Raw genomic sequence first — 16206 nt, forward strand, 5'->3', positions numbered from 1 at the left:
GGGGGGGGGGGGGGGGGGTGTACTCGCGCCCGGGCCCGCCGTGTCGCCTCCACGCGTGGGCGCCGGAGCGTTTCGCACGGAGCTTGCAGTGCTCTGGAGTGGTGGGCGACGGCCTGTACTGAGTTGGACCGGTGCCGCTACGGTGGCCGGATGCGCGGAACCGCGGGTCGGCTTGCCGATCGCGGTCGAGATCGCCTGGCCGGCGCCCAGCGGCGTCTCTCACGAACGGTCTTCGGCACGCTCCGGCCATCGCTGGTCATTGTCGGAGCACACAAAGCCGGCACGACGGCCTTGTTCGATTACTTGGCGCTCCACCCACAGGTCGCGGCGCCGCGGAAGAAGGAACTCAACTTCTTCGGGTGTGACATCCGTTACGGGAGCGGCGCGGGCTTCTACAAATCGTTCTTTCCGGCTCGAACAAGTCCTGGGGACTCCCGCATCACGTTCGAGGCTACGCCGCACTATCTCTTCGCAGCCGAGAAGGCGGCGCCTCGGCTTCGTTCGTTCGATCGCGACGTCCGGATCATCGCTCTGCTGCGCGATCCCGTCGACCGAGCCTACTCCGCCTGGCAGATGCACCAGGCGTACCGCCGGACCGATACGAAGGTGTTCAACACGTGGGTCTGTGAGTGTGACGGAGCGACGGAGGCCGCCGCCTTCCGCCCGCGACGCGAGCAGTACGGCCGCTCCTTCACCGACGATGTCATTGAGGAACTCGAGGTCGAGGAACAGGGCCAGCGGATCGAATGGTCGGTGATCGGCCACGGGCGTTACGCTGATCAGTTAGCGGTCTACTTTGAGCAGTTCGCTGCCGACCAGATGATGATCATCGACAGTGCGAAGATGAGGACCGATCCCCGCTCCGAGCTGCGGCTTGTGGAGGAGTTTCTTCATCTCGACCATCACGACTGGCACGCCGACGATCTTGCCCCGCGGTTCGTCGGTGGGTACTCGGAGCCACTGCCACTCGACGCCCGTCGGGTCCTGGCTGACCACTACCGGCCGTTCAACGATCGCCTGCAAGCCATGCTCGACCGCGAGTTCGACTGGGCGTGAGCCTCTACCGCGGGGCTGGCTGAGAACAACTCGGGGATATCTGAGTCGGTGAGCGCTCGCTCATCGAGCGCCGCCCGCCGGATGGTCCGTGGAACGAACGATCAGCGATGGCGTCGTCGCTGAGGTGAAGTCGCGTCTCGCCGTTCCTGCTGTCCAGTCAGCCGAACTCGGTGCGGGTCATCGTCACCGCTGAGCCGTCGACCACGGCAGGACTCTGGCGGGCTTCAGCGGGCTTGCGCGGAGGTCGCGACGCTGCTCGCAGAGATGCGAGGCGCGATCCAATCGACAGCCAGATATCAGAACGACACAATCCACCACTTCGAGCTTGTTGTGGCCTTGGTAGTGCGAAGTGCGATTACCCCGGAGCGAGACGGCGGCGGTCGACCGGGAAAGCAAGACTGGCCTGAAGCAAGACCAGCGGCGCCCTCGGCAGGACTCGAACCTGCGCACACGGCTCCGGAGGCCGATGCTCTATCCGCTGAGCTACGAGGGCACGAGGGCGAGGGCGAGGGCAGGGAGAGCCAGGGTACACCGCGCCCGGGCGGGATCGACGTGGGTGTCAGGCCGTGTCGTCGGCGCGGGCGGCGGCATCGAGGGCGGCACGCGCGGCAGCTTCGATCGGGCTGGCTCCGGCGCCGAGTCCGTGGAGCAGGTGCGCGCGCTCCCGCGTGCAGGAGCGCGATCGCGACCACAAAGCGGGCTCCGCGGTGTGGCCACGGATTTCTCCCGGGGTCGAGCGGGAGAACGCAAGTACGATGCGACCACGGCGCGCCGCCGCCGCGCCCACCCTCGTGATCCGCGAACAGCTCGTCGCCGCGCTTCGTGCCGCGCTCGCCGAGGCCGGCTTTTCCGAGCCGGCCAGTGGTGTCGCGCTCGAACCACCGAAGCAGCGGGAGCACGGCGACTGGAGCTCACCGGTCGCGTTGCCGGTGGCGAAGGGAGCCGGCGAGAAGCCGCGAGACGTCGCCGCGAAGCTCGTCGCATCGCTCGATGCCAGCCCGCCGCCACATGTCGAGCGGATCGAGATCGCGGGACCAGGCTTCATCAACTTCCATCTCGCGCCCACGTGGTTGCACGACGTGCTGCGCGGCGTCGCGGCAGCCGGCGACCAGTACGGCCGCGGCACGGCGCTCGCGGGTCGTCGGATCAACCTCGAGTTCGTATCGGCGAACCCCACGGGACCGCTCCATGCGGGTGGCGGGAGGTGGGTGGCAGTCGGTGACGCGCTCGCCAACCTGCTCGCTGCTCAAGGTGCGGAGGTGCACCGCGAGTACTACTTGAACGACGCGGGCAACCAGCTCGACACGTTCGGCGCTTCGCTCTTCGCTCGTTACGAGGGTCAGGAGCCTCCTGAGGACGGCTATCAGGGCGAGTACCTCGTGGAGATGGCAGCACGGCTTCGCGCCGAGCTAGGTGACGCCGTCTCCGAAGAGCAGGCGCGCGAGTGGGGGTACCTCGACGTCGTCGGTCAGCTCGATCGAGACCTCGGGCGCATCGGCGTGCACTTCGATACGTGGTTCTCGGAGCGGACCCTTCACGAGCGAGGCGAGGTCGAGCAGGTCATCGCCGACCTGCGCGAGCGGGGTCACACGTTCGAGAACGACGGGGCGCTCTGGTTGCGCAGCACGGAGTTCGGGGACCAGCGCGACCGGGTGCTGGTGAAGTCTGACGGCAACACCACCTATCTGTGCAACGACCTCGCGTATCACCGGGACAAGTTGGCCCGGAAGTGGGAGCACCTCATCGACATCTGGGGTGCCGACCATCACGGTCAGGTGAAGTCGCTCCAGGCGGGACTCGAGGCACTCGGGTTCCCGCCCGGCGAACCGGAGGTCGTGCTGGGTCAGCTCGTGAACGTGCAACGAGGTGGCGAGCTGGTCCGAATGTCACGGCGCGCGGGGAACATCGTGGCGCTGGCCGACATCCTCGACGACGTCGATCCCGATGTGTGCCGATTGACCTTCCTGCTCCAGAGCATCGACACCGCGCAGACGTTCGATCTGGATGTGGTGACGCAGCAGTCGATGGAGAACCCCGTGTACTACGTGCAGTACGCGCACGCTCGAGTGGTATCGATCGCGCGCATCGCCGCCGAGCGTGGCGTTACGCGCAGCCCGTTGCAGGAGGTCGATCTCGCACCGTTGGTGCACGAGCGCGAACTCGACTTGTTGCGCGCGCTCGCCACGTACCCAGACGACGTTCTCGAGGCGACCGAGCTGCGTGCACCCCACCGAGTGACCACGTGGGTCCGCGACTTTGCCGCGCGCGTCCACGGCTTCTACCGCGACTGTCGCGTGATCACCGACGACGCCGCGCTCACTCAGGCCCGCTTGTGGCTCGCCGAGGTGTCCCGCATCGGGCTGGCGAACGCGCTCGGTTTGTTGGGTGTGCACGCGCCGGACGAGATGACGCGTCTCGACGATGATGAAGACGGCGACGGTCAGGGCGGATGATCACCGACGCACCGATCGACACGTCGTTGATCCCACCCGGCTTGCTCTCGATCGATCTCGAGGCGCTGGCCGAGGAGTTTGGAACGCCACTCTTCGTGTACGACGAGGACGAGCTGCGGCGGCGCTGCCGTGAGTACGTCGAGTGCTTCGGCGTCAACGCCGTCACATACGCCGCAAAGTCGTTCCTCTGCGCGGCGATCGTCCAACTCGTCGATGAAGAGGCGTTGCAGCTCGATGTCGCGACCGGCGGTGAGCTGTTCGTGGCCCAGAACGCGGGCTTCCCAGCGGATCGAATCGTGTTCCACGGCAACAACAAGTCGGACGACGAGATCCGACTCGGACTCGAATTCGGAGTCGGGCGGTTCGTCGTCGATTCCTTCGACGAGATCTCCCGACTCGAAGCGGCCGTGAAGGCGTGGACGCGCGGAGATCCTCCGACTGTGTTGGTGCGGGTGACCCCAGGAGTCGAGGCGCACACGCACGAGTTCATCGAGACCGGCACGGAGAGATCCAAGTTCGGTTTCACGGTCACCGAGGGAATCGCGCTCGCGGCCGTGAAGCGCGTGGTCGAAAGCGGCGCGCTTCACTTCGGTGGCCTGCACAGTCACATCGGTTCGCAGATCGAGCGGCTCGATGCTTATGGCCGGGCAGTGGAGATCCTCGCGAAGCTTGCCGACGAGATCGCGACCACGACCGGCGAGCGTGTGGAAGAGCTCAACCTCGGTGGCGGGTTGGCGGCTCGCTATCTCGCCGACGATCTCGACGTGCCGATCAACGAGTACGCGGCAGCGTTGCGCGCCGCGGTGGAAACGCATTGGGCGAAAGGTGAAAGGCCGCGAATCCTTGTCGAGCCCGGTCGGTCGATCGTCGCCGCGTCAGCGATCACCCTGTACCGCGTCGGAACGGTGAAGGAGATCCCGGGCATCGGCACCTATGTGGCGGTGGACGGCGGCATGAGCGACAACCCGAGGCCTGTCCTCTACGGCGCCGGGTACGAGGCGTACTTGCCGGCACGGGTCGCCGAGGCGCGTCCGCTCCGGTGCAACATCGTGGGGAAGCACTGCGAGCAGGGCGACGTGATCGTGGCCGACGCTCAGCTCCCCACGGGTGTCGGCGTGGGGGACCTGCTGGCGACGCCCACCACCGGCGCGTACGGCTACTCGATGGCATCCAACTACAACAAGGTCACACGGCCAGCCGTGGTCTTCGTACGCGATGGGAGGACTCGCCTGGTCGTACGGCGCGAGACCCCTGAAGACCTCGTTCGCCTGGATGTGGTGTAGGCCAGACTGGTGACCGTGCGCACATCAGTTCGCGTCGGCTTGCTCGGTTGCGGCAACGTCGGCAGCGCGCTCGCCCGCCTCGTCGACGAGCATGCCGACCTGATCACGACGCGAGCCGGCGTTCCGATCGAGATCACTCGAGTCGCGGTGCGTGACGTCGCGAAGTCCCGCGATGTGAAGGTGCCGCCCGACCGGTTCACCGACGATGCCGAGGCTGTGGTCCGCGATCCCGACGTCGACGTCATCGTCGAGACGATGGGTGGAGTGGATCCGGCGCGCGCGTTGATCACCGATGCGCTGCGTGCGGGCAAGCCGGTGGTCACGGCGAACAAGGAGCTCATCGCCCGCCATGGCCCCGAGCTCTTCGGTGTGGCGGCGGAGGCGGGCGTCGATCTTCTCTTCGAGGCCTCGGTTGCCGGAGGCATCCCGCTCATGCGGCCGCTGCGGGAGTCCCTGGCCGGCGACCGGATCCGCCGCGTGATGGGGATCGTCAACGGAACGACCAACTTCATCCTCACGCGGATGAGCGAAGACGGAATGTCGTTCGCCGACGCGCTCGCCGAGGCCCAGAAGCTGGGGTACGCGGAACCTGATCCCAGCGCCGACGTCGAGGGTGAGGACGCCGCGGCCAAGGCAGCGATCATCGCGACAATCGCATTCGGTGCGCGCGTCGGTGTCGACGACGTGTACCGCGAGGGCATCACCGACATCACCGAGGACGACATCGACTCCGCCGCCGTCCTCGGGTACACGGTGAAGCTACTGGCAGTGGCCGAAGAGCTCGAGGGTGGGATCTCGGTTCGAGTCCACCCCGCGATGATCCCGGTGCATCACCCACTCGCTTCGGTGCGCGACGCCTTCAACGCGGTCTTCATCGAGGGTGAGGCGGTCGGTGAGCTCATGCTCTACGGACGCGGCGCGGGCGGTGGCCCGACCGCGTCGGCGTTGTCCGGCGACCTCATCGACGCGGCCAAGAACCTGGTGTCGGCGGCGAAGGGCGCCACGGTTGGTGAGCTCGTGGATCGGCCGATTCGCGCGATCGACGAGACCGAGTCGCAGTTCTATCTGCTGATGGAGGTTGCGGACCGGCCCGGCGTGCTGGCCGCCATCGCCAACGAGTTCGGGCAACACGGAGTCTCGATCAAGTCGATGGAGCAGCGCGGCATGGGAGAAGACGCGCGCCTCGTGTTCGTCACGCACCGCGCTCGCGAGTCCGCGCTCAGCGCCACGCTGGCGTCGCTGCGCCACGTCGAGTCGGTGCACAAGGTCGGTTCCATGCTGCGCGTTCTGGGAGACGAGGATTGAGCTCCCCGTGGCCGGGAGTGATCGAGGCGTTCCGCGAACGTCTCCCTGTCACCGCCGCTACGCCGGTCATCACGCTGCTCGAGGGGAACACGCCGCTCGTCGATGCGCCCCGCATCGCGGCGCGCGCGGGCGTGGCTCGCGTGCTGCTGAAGATCGAGGGCGCGAACCCCACCGGCTCGTTCAAGGACCGGGGCATGACCATGGCCGTCTCGGCGGCGGCGGAGCACGGGGCCAAGGCGGTCATCTGTGCATCCACTGGCAACACTTCGGCCTCTGCCGCGGCGTACGCCGCACGCGCCGGGCTCCTGTGTGCCGTCGTGCTTCCCGCCGGCCACATCGCGCTCGGGAAGCTCGCGCAGGCGTTGATCCACGGCGCTCGTGTCGTGCCCGTGGAGGGGAACTTCGATGTCGCGCTCGACATCGTGCGCGAGCTCGGTGAGCGCTCCGGCGTCGAAGTCGTGAACTCGGTCAACCCAGTCCGAATCGAAGGTCAGAAGACAGCCGCGTTCGAGATCGTCGACGCGCTGGGCGATGCGCCCACAGCGCACTTCCTGCCCGTCGGTAACGCGGGGAACATCACCGCGTACTGGCAGGGATATCGCGAAGACGCCGAAGCGGGTCGGGCCTCGCGCACGCCTCGCATGATCGGATGGCAGGCGTCAGGTTCGGCGCCCATCGTGCACAACCAGCCGATTGCGCACCCCGAGACGATCGCGACCGCGATTCGCATCGGCAACCCAGCGTCGTGGCAGGGCGCAGTTGACGCGCGCGACGAGTCGGGCGGACACATCGGTGCGGTGACCGACGCCGAGATCCTCGAAGCGTACAAGCTGCTCGCGGCGGTCGAGGGCGTCTTCGTCGAGCCGGCGTCGGCCGCCTCGGTTGCGGGACTCTTGCGTGCTGCGGCCGATTCGCTCGTGGTGGGCGACGACGTGGTCGTGTGCACGCTCACCGGGCACGGTCTGAAGGATCCGCAACGAGCGATCAGCGAGGTCCATGTGGGCGAGCCGGTCGAGGCGACGGCGACGACGGTGGCAGACGCCATCGGCATCTGAGGAACAGCCGAACGTCCCTTCGGGCGCCGCCGGGTATCCCGGCGGCGAGTGAGCGTGACCGTAAAGGAGGAGAGCGATGACGGACCGACCCATCGCGTTGGTGACGGGAGCCTCGACGGGCATCGGCGCGGAGTTCGCTCGAGTGCTCGCGTGTCGGGGTGATGACCTCGTCGTGGTCGCACGTAACGAGGACCGGTTGCAGGAGCTCGCGAGGACGCTCGAGGCGGAGCACGGAGCGCAGGTCGAAGTGATCGCTGCCGACCTCGAGACGACCGATGGTGTGGCGAAGATCGAGGCGCGCCTGGCCGACGGGGCCAGCCCGGTGGAGCTGCTGGTGAACAACGCCGGGTTCGCCACGAGCGGCGCGTTCCACACGCTCCCGGTCGAAGGCGAGGTGTCGGAGATCAACCTCAACGTCGTAGCGCTCGTGCGCCTGACGCACGCGGCCGTCGGACCCATGGTCGAGCGGGGCCATGGAGGGGTGATCAACGTATCGTCAGTGGGTGCGTACCAGCCGACGCCGAACAGCGCGACGTACTCGGCGACCAAGGCGTTCGTCAGCAGCTTCACGAACGCGATCCATGAGGAGCTCAAGGACACGGGCGTGAAGGCGATGGTGCTTGCGCCCGGATTCACACACACCGAGTTCCACGTGCGCGCCAAGATCGAGAACAACGATGCGATGCCCGGCTTCGTGTGGCAGACACCTGACGAGGTGGTGTCGGCCGCGCTCAAGGCCTACGACAAAGGTCGCGCCGTGTGCATCCCTGGCGCGCTCAACAACGTGGCTGCGGCATTCTCAGGTTCGATGCCGGCCGGTGTCAGTCGAAAGATCGCGGGAATGGTGACCAAGCGGACGTATTGAGGCCGCTGGGTGCGGTCGGCTACGCGCGATCGATCCGGAACACACCCGTGGACAGCGACAGCACGTAGATCTCGCCGTTGTTGTCCTCACCGAAGGAGGCGGTGTTCTCGACGCCGATCCCGATCTTGGCGCCCTTGAGGATGTTGCCGCTGCCGTTGATCAGCAGCCCGCGGATCGCGAAGTTGTAGAAGTCGGCGAAGATGTAAACGCCATTCAACTCGGGGATCGCGGATCCTCGGTACACGTAGCCGCCGGTGACGGCACGGTCGCCCTGGCTCCGATCGAACGCGTGCACCGGGGGAGTGTGGGGTGACGTCCCGCCCAAGGGAGAGCTATTGGGCCCGGGGACGTTGCCCTCGAACCGGTTCCACCCGAAGTTCCTGCCGAAGCCACCGGGCGGTGACGGCGGCGCACCCGGCGCCGGTGCCCAGTCGACCTCCTCGCGCTGGCCTTGGCCCACGTCACCGACCCACAGGTCCCCCGTCTGGCGATCGAACGACATGCGGAACGGGTTGCGCAGTCCGTACGACCAGATCGAGTCCGTCTCGTTGATACCGCTGCCTTCGTAGAAGGGGTTGTCGGGTGGGCTCGTGTACGTCTGCGGGCCGCCGCCGTCGGGATCGGTCGGGTCGATGCGCAGGATCTTGCCGAGCTGGGTGTCGAGCGACTGCGCGTTCCCCCCCGGGGGGTGGCCTGCGCCCTGATCGTTGGCGCCGCCACCGTCACCGAGCGAGAGGTACAGCATCCCGTCCGGGCCGAACAGGAGGCTCCCACCCTTGTGGTTGGTCTGCGGCTGCGCGTGTGTCAGCACGGGTCGGGCCGAGTCCGCGTCCGCGAGGAACGTCGTGCCGTCGAACGCATACTCCACGACTCTCGTGGAGCACGTGCCGTCGGCCTGTGAGTAGTGCACATAGAGCTTGGTGTCGTCGGGCGAGAAGTCCATGCCGAGCAGGCCGCACTCGCCGCCCGTATTCACGAGAGGGCTGATGTCCAACACGAGCTGCGCGCCGCTCGGGCTCAGCACGCGGTAGATGCGGCCTTCCCTGGTGGCGAGGTACAGACCGGCGTCGCCGGCGCGCACAGCCATCGTGATGGCGCCGAACCCGCCGACAGGCGTGAGCTTGAGGTTCACGCCGAACACCGGCGGGGGTGGGGGCGGGGGCGGCGGCTTCTTGATGTGACAGCCCGTAGCAACGACGACCAGCGAGAGGAGCGCCGAGAACACGAGGAGCCGACGGCGCATCGAGGTCAGGCTACCGCGCACTCGATTGGTATCGGCACCAGGGGTTACAGATCTCAAGCGGGGTCGATCCGGTACAAGCCGCTCGATTGGGAGAGCACGTAGAGCTCGCCGTCGTTGTCCTCGCCGAACGACGAGACCTCGTCGAGGCTGACGCCCAGTGATCCCTTCTCCTCCACTTCGGTGTTTGATTCGCGCACGTAGCGGAGGCGTCCGTTGCAGTAGTCGGCGTACACGTAAGCACCGACCAGGTCGGGGATGGTGGTCCCTCGATAAACGAACCCGCCGATCACGGAGCAGTTGCCGTCGTCGCGGGAGAGCGAGAGCAGCGGTGGGAGCGCGGGCCCATTGGTGTCGCCGTCCCGATACCGCTCCTCAGCTTCGAAGACGTTCCATCCGAAGTTCCAACCGTCCCCCGCCCCTTGGGCAGCGGGCGAGACGTTGATCTCCTCCCACTCGTCCTGGCCGACGTCACCGATCCAGAGATCGCCGCCGGCGCGGTCGAAGGAGAACCGCCACGGGTTCCGCAGTCCGTACGACCAGATCTCCGGACGCCCGCCACCATCGGCGAACGGGTTGTCGTCGGGGATCGTGTAGGGGGAGTCGCCGTTCGGGGTGGGGTCGATGCGCAGGATCTTGCCCAACAGCGTGCGCACCGACTGCGCGTTGCCCTCGCGCGCGTGCCCGGAATCCTCGTCGCCGCTACCACCGCCGTCACCCAGGCCGAGGTAGAGCATGCCGTCGGGTCCGAACGCGAGCTGACCGCCGTTGTGGTTCGCCTGCGGTTGGCGCACCGCGAGGATCCTCCGGCGACTGGAGACCACGGGGCCCTCGTCGTCGACCGCGTACTCCTCGACGCGTGTGTCGCCCGCGTTGTTCGTGAAGTGCACGTAGAGCCGTTCGCCGCCAGGGGAGAACACGAGACCGAGGAGACCTTGCTCATCATCAGCGCTGGTCCGGTCGGTGAGATCGAGCACGGTCGAGACGTCACCGGAATCGTCTACGGCCACGACGCGCCCGTCCTGTTCAGCCACGTAGAGCGCGTCGTCGCCGAAGCGAACGGCGAACGCGGTCGGCGTGTCGACGTCGGCGATGTGCACCAGCTCGACGGTGCCGCGCAGCGACTGCGCGCCACCACACGTCGGCAGACCGATGGTGACGACGAGCGTGGTGATCAGCGTTGTCGCGGCCGCGCGCGCCCTCACGCCGGGTCGATGCGGAACACCCCGTCGGATTGCGAGATCACGTACAGCTCGCCGTCGTTGTCCTCACCGAACGACGATACATTGGCGGCCGTCACGCCGAGAGACCGCCCCACGATGACGCGACCACCCTCGACCCGAATCGCCGCGACGGCAGGGTTGCAGTAGTCGCTGAACACGTAGGCACCGACGAGATCGGGGATGCGTGTGCCGCGGTACACGTAGCCACCGGTGATCGAGCAATTTCCGTCGTCGTGCGATGTCTCGAAGACGGGGGTCGTTGCATTGGGTGAACCTCCGCCGCGGAAGTCGTGCGCGCCCTCGAAGACGGGCCAACCAAAGTTGGCGCCGGCGATGGCTTCGAACGGCATCATGTTGACTTCCTCCCATTCGCCCTGCCCCACGTCAGCGATCCACACATCGTCGGTCGAGCGGTCGAACGAGAAGCGCCACGGGTTGCGGAGGCCGTACGCCCAGATCTCCGGACGGCCGCCGTCAGCGGCGAATGGGTTGTCGGGCGGGATCCGGTACGCGGCAGCCAGCGACGGGCGGGGGTCGATCCGCACAATCTTCCCGAGCAACGTGTCGAGCGACTGGCCGTTGCCTTCGGGCGCGTGGCCGGAGCCCTCGTCGCCCGCGCCGCCGCCGTCGCCGAGGCCGAGGTACAGCATGCCGTCCGGCCCGAACGCGAGCTGGCCGCCGTTGTGGTTGGATTGGGGTTGATCCAGGCTGAGCACGATGCGGCGCGTCGCGGGGTCGACCCGACCGTCCTCGAACGTGTACTCATCGACGGTCGTGTCGCCGTTGACGTCGGAGTAGTGGACGTAAAGCTTCGTGCCATCGGGTGAGAAGGTGAGCCCGAGCAAGCCGCGCTCGCCGCCGACGCGGACGCGCCCAGCGAAGTCGAGGACCGTGGACGTGACCCCCTCGTTCAGCGCGACGACCTGGCCGCTCTGGAGCGCGACGTACAGCGCGGGATCGTCGGGACGCGTCGCCATGGCGGTGCCCGTCTTCACGTCCGCGACGGGGGTCAGCACGACGTTGACGGCGTTGAGGTCGGGAGCCTTCGTCGTGGTGGTCGTTGCTGGGACGGTGGAGGTCGTCGTGCGGGGCCGCCGAGCGGCTTGATCCGAGTCACCGCCGCAGGCGCCGACGCCGACAATGAGGACAGCCGCAAGGAGCATCACCGCGGGGGGAGAGCGGCGCACGTCTCGACGCTAGCGACCACGCGGCTGATTACCACGGCGGGTCGCTCAGGGGGGTGTGCCACGATTGCGGCGTGAAGTACCTCGTGCTCGTGCCCGACGGGTGCGCCGACGAGTCCCTGGACGAGCTCGGTGGCCGCACCCCGCTGGAGGCTGCGGCCATGCCGCGGCTTGCGGAGCTGGCCACGCGCTCGGAAGTGGGTCGGGCGGCCGTCATCCCACCCGGCCTGCCCCCGGGGAGCGACGTGGGGAACATGGCGATCCTCGGCTACGACCCCGCCGAGTTCCACACCGGTCGGGCGGCGATCGAGGCTGCCGCGATGGGGGTCGAGTTGGGCGCCGACGAGGTCGCGTACCGGTGCAACCTCGTCACCATCGACGAAGCCGGCACGATGGTCGACTTCGCGGCCGGACACCCGACCGATGCCCAGAGCCACCCGATCGTCGCCGCGCTCGACGCCGCGCTGGGAGCCGGGCGTGACGGCGTGCGGTTCCATCCCGGCGTCGAGTACCGGCATCTCTGCGTCGTCCCGCGCGACTGGGTGGAGGCCGAGTGCGTTCCGCCGCACGACCTCACGGGTCAACCGGCGGTGTTCCCGAGCGGTCCGGCCGCAGGGAAGCTCAACGCCCTGATGGATGCGTCTCGTGACGTGGTGCGCGCCGCCGCGGCCGAGGTCGGATCGGCCGCAACGCAGATCTGGCTCTGGGGTCAAGGGGCGCGTCCGTCGTTGCCGCGCTTCGAGGATCGCTTCGGCGTGAGTGGACGACTGAGCTCGGCAGTCGACCTCGTGCGCGGGCTCGGTGTGCTCACCGGGCTCGAGGTCGTCGACGTGCCGGGCGCGACGGCCGGCTTCGACAACGACTACGGCGCACAGCGCGACGCCTGTCTTACCTCGCTCGAGGATCGTGACCTGTTCCTCCTCCACGTCGAGGCCACCGACGAAGCCGGACATGCCGGCGACGCCAAGGAGAAGGTGCTCGCGCTCGAGCGCTGGGACACCGACATCATCGGCCCGCTCGTCGACGCACTCGACGGTGAGCCGTACCGCATCCTGTTGATGCCCGATCACTCGACTCCGTGCGCCCTGCGCACGCACACCAGCGACCCCGTGCCCTACCTCTTGTTCGACTCCACGGTCGACGGCCCCGGCGGCGAGTACACCGAGTCCGGCGTCGCCGGCCGAGAGGCCGTCGTGGCGCACACCCTCATGCCGAGGCTCCTCGCGTAGAACGTTCACCGCCGGCCGCGCCGAAGAGAGCGAGCGAATCCGGTTGATTGCCAGGCCCGCGAGTGGGGGATACACTGGTGGACGTTCCGCCGCCGTGGTGCGGCACCCGGCTCCCTCCCCGAGCCGACTTCGCCCAGCGAGAGCGTTTCGCTGCACGCACCGGTTCCACTGCGGCCCCTGTTCCCCTTCCAGGCCCTCCGGCGCCGAGATCGTCGCCGAGGCCCGGAAGTTGGCAATCCGGCGTTGCGCCACCCGGCCGGCGTCGGCTCCCGTGACCCGAGGAGCACAGCACTTCGATGAGCACCGCAGAAGTCGACCGTTCCACGCTCGACGCCAAGGACCGCGACGAGCTCCACGCCATCGCCGGCGCGATGGGCGTCAAGGCGCCCACGCGGATGCGCAAGGCCGAGCTGATCGACGCCATCGTCGCCGCCGCAGGTGATGAGTCCGCCTCAGGTGGGAATGGCACCAGGGACAGCGACAACGACAGCGGCTCGTCCGACGGAGGCGATCGACCGCGTACGGTCCGGTCGGCCCGCGCGTCGGAAGTGACCGACGACTCGATCGAGGCACTCGCGGCCGAAGAGGCAGAGCTCGCGGCCTCAGGTGACGCGGACGCCGACGTCGAAGTGGCGCCCCGACCACGTCGCACCTCGACCACGAGCGACACGACGTCGGACGACGACGGCCAGGACGCATCGAACGCCGACACCAGCAGCTCCGGCGGTGGCGGATCCAGCGTCGACGTCGATCCCGAGGACGTCCGCGAGTCCTACGGCGATGGCAACGTGAACAAGCGACGTCGTCGTCGCCGCGGTCGTGGTGGCGGGTACGAGAGCGAGGGTGGTGGCGGACGGCAGAACGAGCCCGTCGGCGATCCCGTCGAGGTCCAGGGTCTGCTCGATCTACGCGACGAGGGCTACGGCTTCCTCCGCACGACCGGGTACCTTCCGGGCTCCAAGGACGTGTACGTGTCGGCCTCGCAGGTGCGACGGTTCGCACTCCGCAAGGGCGACTTCGTCCAGGGCTCCTCGCGCCCGCAGGCCAGCAACGAGAAGTACCCGGCGCTCCTGCGCGTCGATGCGATCAACGGCATGACGCCCGATGACGCGCGCGACCGGCCGCGTTTCGAAGACCTCACGCCGCTGTTCCCCGACGAGCACCTGCATCTCGAGCTGCTCGACAACCCGCTCGATGTGACCGGTCGGATCATCGACCTGCTCTCGCCGATCGGGAAGGGCCAGCGCGGCATGGTCGTGTCGCCGCCCAAGGCTGGCAAGACCACGATCCTCAAGCAGATCGTGTACTCGGTGGAGCGCAATAACCCCGAGGTGCACCTCATGGTGCTGCTCGTCGAAGAGCGGCCCGAAGAGGTGACGGACATGCGGCGCCACGTGCAGAAGGGCGAAGTCATCGCCAGCACGTTCGACCGCCCGTCCGACGAGCACACGGCTGTCGCCGAGCTCACCATCGACCGGGCCAAGCGCCTCGTCGAGATGGGCAAGGACGTGGTGATCGTCCTCGACGGCATCACCCGTCTGTCGCGGGCCTACAACCTCGCGGCGCCGGCTTCGGGCCGGATCATGTCCGGTGGTGTCGACTCGACCGCGCTGTATCCGCCGAAGCGGTTCTTCGGTGCGGCCCGCAACATCGAAGAGGGTGGATCGCTCACGATCATCGCGACGGCCCTGGTCGAGACGGGCAGCCGGATGGACGAGGTGATCTTCGAGGAGTTCAAGGGCACCGGCAACTGGGAGCTCCGGCTCGACCGGCGCCTCGCGGAGCGCCGCATCTACCCCGCCATCGACGTGGAGGCCTCGAGCACCCGGCACGAGGAGCTGCTCTTCGAGCGCGACCAGCTGAACCAGATCTGGAAGCTGCGCCGTGTGCTCAACGCCCTCGACAGCGACTCCGGCGGCTCGGGACGTGGTCTCGACCTGCTGCTCGAGAAGCTCCGCACGACGAAGAGCAACGACGAGTTCCTCGCCGAGGTGGCCAAGGCCCCGAGCCTGGGTACCTGACCGGACGCCCCGACGGCACCGGTAGGATCGACGCCATGAAGCCCGACATCCACCCCGAATACGTCACGTGCGTCGTGCATTGCTCGTGCGGCAACGAGTTCACCACGCGCTCCACGGTGCCCTCGATGCGAGCGGAGCTCTGCGCCGAGTGCCATCCCTTCTATACGGGCAAGCAGAAGCTCGTGGACACCGGGGGTCGAGTCGAGCGGTTCAACCGCCGATACGACAAGGCCAAGAAGAAGTAGGAGCGCGCCAAGTGGCCCGCAATCCCGACCAACCGCGGTACATGGGCGGCCAGGCCGTCATGGAGGGCGTGATGATGCGCGGCCTGAACAGCTGGGCCGTCGCCGTGCGCAACCCAGAGGGCGAGATCGAGCTCGAGGTGCACGACGCGCCGCGCTGGACCGAGCGTTGGTCACACCTCCCGCTCGTGCGTGGGGTCATCACGTTGGGCGAGTCGCTCAACCTCGGGTTCAAGGCCCTCGCCTGGTCCGCCGACCGGCAGCTGCCGGAAGAGGAGCGGATCTCATCGCGCGCGATGGGCTGGACCATGGGAATCGCCCTGGTGTTCTTCCTCGCGGTGTTCCTTGTGCTCCCCGCGCTCGGCACGAGCGCGCTCGGCAACGCGCTGGATGTGAAGGGCTTCGAGTACCACCTGCTCGAGGGCGGCATCCGCATGGGGATCTTCCTCGGGTACCTGGCCCTGATCGGCCTCATCCCCGATATCAAGCGCGTGTTCATGTACCACGGCGCGGAGCACAAGGCGATCGCCGCGTACGAGAACGACGTCGAGCTCACGCCGGAGTCGGCGCAGCGCTTCACCACCGAGCACGTGCGTTGCGGCACGAACTTCCTGCTCACCGTCATGGTTGTCACGATCTTCGTGTACTCCTTCGTCGGACGCCCTGCGCTCCCGCTGCTCGTGTTGTCGCGCATCGTGCTCATCCCACTCGTCGCGGGCATCGCGTACGAGGTCATCCGGTTCTCGGCTCGCCACATGGAGTGGCGCTGGGTGCGCGTGCTGATGAAGCCCGGCCTGGCGCTCCAAAAGCTCACGACGCGCGAGCCCAACCTCGAGCAGCTCGAGGTGGCCATCCTCTCGCTGCGTGCCGTGATGACGGCCGAGCAGCTCGCCGAGGTGGAGGCCCGCCCGAAGTCCACGGCCCCGGTCGGCCGCGGTCGCCCCACCTTCAGCACCGCCTGACGCGGTTCGTGGCCTTCGTCGCCGGCCTGATCCTGCGGGGTTGGTAGTCCGACCGCCTCGAAGATTTTCTCGGGCCTGGCTTGACAAG

13 protein-coding genes and 1 tRNA gene are annotated in these 16206 nt (G+C 67.8%); 10 read left to right on the plus strand and 4 right to left on the minus strand.

All coding sequences use genetic code 11. The annotated features are described in order from the left end of the window. The first annotated feature begins 150 nt into the window (after window positions 1-150). Window positions 151-1056, plus strand: a complete 906-nt coding sequence (locus tag WEE69_09850) for a sulfotransferase domain-containing protein (GenBank protein ID MEX1145597.1) — start codon at window positions 151-153, stop codon at window positions 1054-1056. Window positions 1057-1477: 421 nt separating this feature from the next. On the opposite strand, the gene WEE69_09855 is transcribed toward WEE69_09850, so the two are convergent. After that, a tRNA-Arg gene (locus WEE69_09855) sits at window positions 1478-1549 on the minus strand. Between the two features lie 262 nt (window positions 1550-1811). Here WEE69_09855 and argS point away from each other — a divergent pair. From argS to WEE69_09880, 5 genes are all read left to right on the plus strand, one after another. Beyond that, window positions 1812-3509: an arginine--tRNA ligase gene (argS, locus tag WEE69_09860; protein ID MEX1145598.1), complete on the plus strand. Its 1698-nt coding sequence runs from the start codon at window positions 1812-1814 to the stop codon at window positions 3507-3509. Then, window positions 3506-4792: a diaminopimelate decarboxylase gene (lysA, locus tag WEE69_09865; GenBank protein ID MEX1145599.1), complete on the plus strand. Its 1287-nt coding sequence runs from the start codon at window positions 3506-3508 to the stop codon at window positions 4790-4792. Before argS ends, lysA begins: the two co-directional genes overlap by 4 nt. A gap of 9 nt (window positions 4793-4801) precedes the next feature. Beyond that, window positions 4802-6097 (plus strand): homoserine dehydrogenase, encoded by a 1296-nt coding sequence (locus WEE69_09870; GenBank protein ID MEX1145600.1) that lies wholly within the window; start codon window positions 4802-4804, stop codon window positions 6095-6097. Continuing rightward, the gene (gene thrC, locus WEE69_09875; GenBank protein MEX1145601.1) at window positions 6094-7152 is read left to right on the plus strand and encodes a threonine synthase; all 1059 of its coding nucleotides are present in this window, start codon (window positions 6094-6096) and stop codon (window positions 7150-7152) included. The genes WEE69_09870 and thrC overlap by 4 nt, the downstream gene beginning before the upstream one ends. Before the next feature lie 76 nt (window positions 7153-7228). Then, window positions 7229-8017 carry an SDR family oxidoreductase gene (locus WEE69_09880; GenBank protein ID MEX1145602.1) on the plus strand — a complete coding sequence of 263 codons (789 nt, stop codon included), beginning with the start codon at window positions 7229-7231 and terminating at the stop codon, window positions 8015-8017. 19 nt (window positions 8018-8036) lie between these two features. On the opposite strand, the gene WEE69_09885 is transcribed toward WEE69_09880, so the two are convergent. The 3 genes from WEE69_09885 to WEE69_09895 are packed head-to-tail and all read right to left on the minus strand — an operon-like array spanning window position 8037 to window position 11667. Beyond that, on the minus strand, window positions 8037-9260 hold the full coding sequence (locus WEE69_09885; GenBank protein MEX1145603.1) for a PQQ-dependent sugar dehydrogenase: 1224 nt from the start codon (window positions 9258-9260) through the stop codon (window positions 8037-8039). 53 nt (window positions 9261-9313) lie between these two features. Next, the gene (locus WEE69_09890; GenBank protein ID MEX1145604.1) at window positions 9314-10462 is read right to left on the minus strand and encodes a PQQ-dependent sugar dehydrogenase; all 1149 of its coding nucleotides are present in this window, start codon (window positions 10460-10462) and stop codon (window positions 9314-9316) included. Next, a complete protein-coding gene (locus tag WEE69_09895; GenBank protein ID MEX1145605.1) occupies window positions 10459-11667 on the minus strand; it encodes a PQQ-dependent sugar dehydrogenase in 1209 nt (402 codons plus the stop codon). The genes WEE69_09890 and WEE69_09895 overlap by 4 nt, the downstream gene beginning before the upstream one ends. Before the next feature lie 71 nt (window positions 11668-11738). Between WEE69_09895 and apgM the strand changes: the two genes are divergently transcribed. The 4 genes from apgM (at window position 11739) to WEE69_09915 (ending at window position 16118) form a co-directional block, all read left to right on the plus strand. Beyond that, on the plus strand, window positions 11739-12893 hold the full coding sequence (apgM, locus tag WEE69_09900) for a 2,3-bisphosphoglycerate-independent phosphoglycerate mutase (GenBank protein ID MEX1145606.1): 1155 nt from the start codon (window positions 11739-11741) through the stop codon (window positions 12891-12893). 296 nt (window positions 12894-13189) lie between these two features. Further along, a complete protein-coding gene (rho, locus tag WEE69_09905; protein ID MEX1145607.1) occupies window positions 13190-14914 on the plus strand; it encodes a transcription termination factor Rho in 1725 nt (574 codons plus the stop codon). A 35-nt stretch (window positions 14915-14949) separates the two neighbouring features. Next, window positions 14950-15159, plus strand: coding sequence for a 50S ribosomal protein L31 (gene rpmE, locus WEE69_09910; protein ID MEX1145608.1), 210 nt, complete (start codon window positions 14950-14952; stop codon window positions 15157-15159). 11 nt (window positions 15160-15170) lie between these two features. Further along, window positions 15171-16118 (plus strand): DUF1385 domain-containing protein, encoded by a 948-nt coding sequence (locus WEE69_09915; GenBank protein MEX1145609.1) that lies wholly within the window; start codon window positions 15171-15173, stop codon window positions 16116-16118. The last annotated feature ends 88 nt before the right edge of the window (window positions 16119-16206 follow it).

The sequence above is a fragment of the Acidimicrobiia bacterium genome (assembly GCA_040881685.1).
Lineage (GTDB): Bacteria > Actinomycetota > Acidimicrobiia > IMCC26256 > PALSA-555 > SHVJ01.

Coding starts and splice junctions, on each gene's coding strand:
- WEE69_09850 (MEX1145597.1), top strand. CDS start 151: ATGCGCGGAACCGCGGGTCGGCTTGCCGATCGCGGTCGAGATCGCCTG.
- argS (MEX1145598.1), top strand. CDS start 1,812: ATGCGACCACGGCGCGCCGCCGCCGCGCCCACCCTCGTGATCCGCGAA.
- lysA (MEX1145599.1), top strand. CDS start 3,506: ATGATCACCGACGCACCGATCGACACGTCGTTGATCCCACCCGGCTTG.
- WEE69_09880 (MEX1145602.1), top strand. CDS start 7,229: ATGACGGACCGACCCATCGCGTTGGTGACGGGAGCCTCGACGGGCATC.
- WEE69_09885 (MEX1145603.1), bottom strand. CDS start 9,260: ATGCGCCGTCGGCTCCTCGTGTTCTCGGCGCTCCTCTCGCTGGTCGTC.
- rho (MEX1145607.1), top strand. CDS start 13,190: ATGAGCACCGCAGAAGTCGACCGTTCCACGCTCGACGCCAAGGACCGC.
- rpmE (MEX1145608.1), top strand. CDS start 14,950: ATGAAGCCCGACATCCACCCCGAATACGTCACGTGCGTCGTGCATTGC.